This is a genomic window from Hyphomicrobium sp. (genome assembly GCF_035572195.1).
GTDB lineage: Bacteria > Pseudomonadota > Alphaproteobacteria > Rhizobiales > Hyphomicrobiaceae > Hyphomicrobium_B.
The window spans coordinates 1-4,533 of the sequence record NZ_DATNBA010000146.1 but is presented as its reverse complement, the minus strand read 5'-3'; the positions used below and the strand labels follow the sequence as shown (position 1 = coordinate 4,533).

The following is a 4,533-nucleotide window of genomic DNA, read 5'->3' as shown; positions in this document are numbered from 1 at the left end:
CAAAATAGCGCTGGCTCGCCGCCTCAATGCCGTAGGCACCACCACCGAAGTAAACCTGATTGAGATAGAGCTCGAGGATCTCAGGCTTCGTCAGGCGCATCTCGAGCCACAGCGCCAGCCCGAGTTCGGCAACCTTGCGCGTGAGCGTTCGATCCTGCGTCAGAAACAAGTTTTTTGCGAGCTGCTGCGTCAGCGTGGAGCCGCCCTGCGCGAACCGCCCCGCCCTCAGATTGGCGAACATCGCGCGGATAACGCCGACGGGATCAATGCCATAGTGATCAAAAAATCGCCGGTCCTCTGTGGCAACCAACGCTGCCGGAATGACCTTCGGCAACTGATCGAGTGGCATGTATTCGTGGGCCGCGCCGCGATACGCGAGCACCGAACCGTCGCGGGCAAGAATGCGGATGACCGGCGCGTTTTCGGTTTTGCGAATAGCCAGCGGGTTGGGAAAGATGACGGTGTAGTAGACCATCATCCCTGCAAACGTGGTTGCAAGACCAAGCCCACCGGCAGCCACGAGACCGAATGCAATCCGATATTTATTGCGTTTCAAACGCTCTAGATGCCCGAGCGCGGAGGGCAAACGCTCCGGTTCCGCTTCGGTTTTTTCGCCGGCCTTGAAAGCCTGGTCCGCGACGGACTGAAAGGGAGACGGCAGCGACCGTCGCCGTACTGACGTCCCGACGCCAAGCGTTTTGCGCACCAACCACAGGCACACACGGCCCATCGCAATAATGGCGCGCAGAACTTTCACACCCGTAATCCGGTTCGCTTCAATTATCGGCACGCTTGCATGTGCCGTCGGCCTTTGGGGACTCCTCTCATTACTGTTATCGGACCTTGGCTAAGGTCACGTTAAGTTGGACACGCCCATTACAGACGAAAGTTATCAAACCCTGAGTTGTAGACGCGGCACCGGAGTCAAACCGGCCCCTGCCCGACGATCGGCAATTGCCTAAAAATGCGCTGTAGTTTTTGATGCCTCGGGCAGTCATACTCGCCTGAGTTTTACGAGGAGACGATGACCGCAGCCGGGGATCTGGCCACTTACAAGGACGCTTTGCTGGTGCTGGGCACGGCCGGCGTCGTCGTGCCTCTACTCCACAGGTACGGCGTCAGCACCGTGCTCGCGTTTCTGCTCACCGGCGCATTTCTGAGCCCGGGCGGCCTCGGCGCCTTGACCGGCTACATCCCGTCTCTCTCGTGGCTGACGATCACGGACCCCGAGCGCCTCGCGAAATTTGCCGAGTGGGGGGTCGTCTTCCTGTTGTTTCTGATCGGCCTCGAATTGTCGTTCGAGCGCCTTTCGACGATGCGGCGCCTCGTCTTCGGGCTGGGCGGATCACAGGTCCTCCTCTCGGCGGCGCTGATCGGCCTCATCGCCTATGGGCTCGGTCAGCGGCCCGTCACGGCGATTGTCATCGGCGCGGCGCTTTGCCTGTCTTCGACCGCCATCGTCATCGAATTGCTCGCCTCTCAGAAGCGATTATCGACCTCGGTCGGTCGAACCAGTTTCTCGATCCTGCTTTTCCAGGATCTCGCCGTCGTTCCAATTCTGCTGCTTCTCAGCATCCTCGAACCGGACAGCAAAGTACCCCTCGTCGTAGGCATCGCGACGGCATTGGTTCAGGCTACTGCGGCCTTACTGATTATCGTCGGCGTTGGACGCTTTCTGCTTCAGCCGCTGTTCCGTCTCGTCGCACAGACGGGTAACGACGACCTCTTCATCGCCGCCACAATGTTCGTTGCGGTCGGCACCAGCTTCGTGACGGCGGCGGCGGGGCTCTCGATGGCACTTGGCGCTTTCGTCGCCGGATTGTTGCTTGCCGAAACGGAATACCGCCGCGCCGTGCAAACCACCATCGAGCCAATCAAATCACTTCTGCTCGGCGTCTTCTTCTTCTCGATCGGCTCGAGCCTCGACCTCAAGTCGTTGTTTTCCGATCCGTTCGATATCCTGGCGACGACGGGCGGACTCATCGTGCTGCAGGTCGGCGTCATCTACGGGCTCGCCCGCCTTTTCGGCGTGGCCCGGCCCGCATCGATCGAAACGGCGACACTGTTGGCGCCCTGCGGCGAATTCGCTTTCGTCATCCTGACGGTGGCGCTCGGCTATGGGCTGATCGAACGCGAGCTGACGGTCGTCCTGCTCACCTCGGTCTCGCTGACGATGGCGCTGATCCCTGCAACGGCGAAATTCGGCCGCTGGCTGGCGCGACGAAACACGCCTCCCGCCGCCGTCGACCCGGCGCTGGCGTTGATGCCCAGCGATACGAATGTTAAGGCGCTGGTTGTCGGCTATGGGCGCGTTGGCCAGCTCATCGGCGAAATGCTCGCACAGCACAACGTCTCCTACATCGCCGTCGATCGCGAGCCGCGCCTCGTCGCGAACGCACGGCGAGACGGCAAACCCGTCTATTTTGGCGACGTGCGTCAGCTCGATTTCCTCAGGAATTGCGGGCTCGACACGGCCAAGGCCGCGATCCTCACCATCCGGACGCAATCCGAAATCGACGCCATCGTGCAGGCGCTCAGAACGAGTTATCCGAAACTCGTCATCGTCGCGCGCGCTAAGGATGCGAACCACGCGCGGCATCTCTACGAAATCGGCGTGACCGATGCGGTGCCAGAAACGATCGAGGCAAGCTTGCAGCTCTCGGAAGCAGCACTCGTCGGCCTCGGCATTCCGACGGGCCTCGTCATCGCCTCGATCCACGAAAAGCGCGATGTGTTCCGCAACGACTTGCAGGGTGCTGCCCGGAAGGCTGGCACCGAAACACGCGCGCTCCCGAGCCGGAAGCGGCTATAGACCGCGCCGGCTCCAGCCCTTGATCCCGGAAACATGCTTCCCATCTGACATTCCCATTTCGTACGCCACGAGATTGAGGAAACGGAAGTGACCACACCCTTCGGCAGAGCCAGCGGAACACGCTACGGCACGGCTTCGACCCGCATCGCCGCAGACTCGACGTTCGAAGAAAGCATCGCGCGGCTCGACGCGCTCGCAATGCTGCTCGACAGTGCGATCCGCATACCTGGCACGAAAATCGTCATGGGGCTGGACGCGCTGCTCGGCCTCGTGCCGGTCATCGGCGACGCCATATCGGGGCTCATCTCGAGCTACATCATTTTCGAAGCGCGCCGCCTTGGCGCCCCGCGCTGGCTCATCGCGCGCATGGCGGCGAACACGACGCTCGATACCATTCTGGGCAGCATTCCGCTTCTCGGCGACATGTTCGACGTTGCCTACAAGGCCAATCTGAAAAACGTCAACCTATTGAAGCGTCACGCCGAAAAGCACGGGCACCGTTACGGCCGCGCGATCGAGACAACGTACACCGTTAGCTGAACAGAAGGTGTCATCCGGGCCGGAGAAGCGCGACGAGCGGTCAGAGAAGCCGGGATGACAAGAAGGGCGTGCGCGGCGCTCGCCTCACACGTCCAAGTTAGAAACGTTGAGCGCATTCTGCTGAATGAATTCGCGGCGCGGCTCGACGATGTCGCCCATCAGCTTGGCGAAAATCTCATCGGCTTCCGCCACGTCTCCAACCTTGACCTGCAAGAGCGTGCGCTCATCGGGGTCGAGTGTCGTCTCCCAAAGCTGCTCGGGATTCATTTCGCCCAAGCCTTTGTAGCGCTGCAGGTCGACGCCCTTGCGGCCCGTCTCGTAAACGGCTTCGAGGAGCGCGCGCGGGCCGGATACGGTGTCGACCTTGTCCTTGCGCTTCAGCTTGGCGGTCTTGTCGTAAACCTCCGCGAGATGCGCATGGCGCTCGTGCAAGCGGCGCGCATCGAGCGAGCCGAGAAGCGCGCGATCGAGCGTATGGACTTCCGTCACGCCGCGCACTTCGCGCTTGAACACAAATCCGTCGTTGCCGAAACGGCCCTGCCAGCCCGTCTCCATCTCTTCCGCAATATCGTCGAGACGTTTCGCGATTCGGTTGGCCGCGGCTTCGGCCTTGTCGCTCGACGTGAGGTTCGCTGCATCGAAGACGCCGCCGATGGCACCCTGCTCGACGACATCGCGATTGTAGCGATGATGCAGACCGTTGATACCGCCGCTGATCTGACGCGCTTGCTCGACGATATCGCGCAGATCGCGCCCGGCACGCTCGACGCCGTCGCCCGTTACCAGCACAGCGTCAACAAGCCCTTGATCAATCAAATAATCTTCGAGCGCTCGCTGATCCTTGAGATAGGAATGCGTCTTGCCGCGCGCGACTTTGTAGAGAGGCGGCTGGGCGATGTAGACGTGGCCCTTTTCGACGAGCTCGTTCATCTGGCGGTAGAAGAACGTCAACAGCAACGTGCGAATGTGCGCGCCGTCGACGTCGGCGTCGGTCATGATGATGACCTTGTGATACCTGAGCTTATCGAGCTTGAATTCGTCGCGCCCGATGCCGGTGCCCAGCGCGCCGATGATGTTCGTCACCTGCTCGGATGAAAGCATCTTGTCCGTGCGCGCGCGTTCGACGTTCAGGATTTTACCGCGGATCGGCAGCACCGCCTGGAATTCACGCTTGCGGCCCT

The 4,533-nt window shown here is 61.1% G+C and carries 4 protein-coding genes; 2 read left to right on the top strand and 2 right to left on the bottom strand.

Annotated features, from left to right (window positions below):
• On the bottom strand, positions 1–757 hold a 757-nt coding region (locus VN623_RS12470; RefSeq protein ID WP_414653216.1), incomplete at its 3' end, for a transglycosylase domain-containing protein.
• Positions 758–1,024: 267 nt separating this feature from the next.
• Here VN623_RS12470 and VN623_RS12465 point away from each other — a divergent pair.
• Positions 1,025–2,812, top strand: coding sequence for a cation:proton antiporter (locus VN623_RS12465; RefSeq protein WP_325571352.1), 1,788 nt, complete (start codon positions 1,025–1,027; stop codon positions 2,810–2,812).
• Positions 2,813–2,899: 87 nt separating this feature from the next.
• The gene (locus VN623_RS12460; protein ID WP_325571350.1) at positions 2,900–3,352 is read left to right on the top strand and encodes a DUF4112 domain-containing protein; all 453 of its coding nucleotides are present in this window, start codon (positions 2,900–2,902) and stop codon (positions 3,350–3,352) included.
• Between the two features lie 84 nt (positions 3,353–3,436).
• On the opposite strand, the gene VN623_RS12455 is transcribed toward VN623_RS12460, so the two are convergent.
• Positions 3,437–4,533 (bottom strand): toprim domain-containing protein (locus VN623_RS12455; protein ID WP_325571348.1); only part of this gene is annotated, 1,097 nt, incomplete at its 5' end.

What these genes read in the sequence shown, in the direction of transcription:
- VN623_RS12465 (WP_325571352.1), top strand. Translation starts at nt 1,025, where the DNA reads ATGACCGCAGCCGGGGATCTGGCCACTTACAAGGACGCTTTGCTGGTG.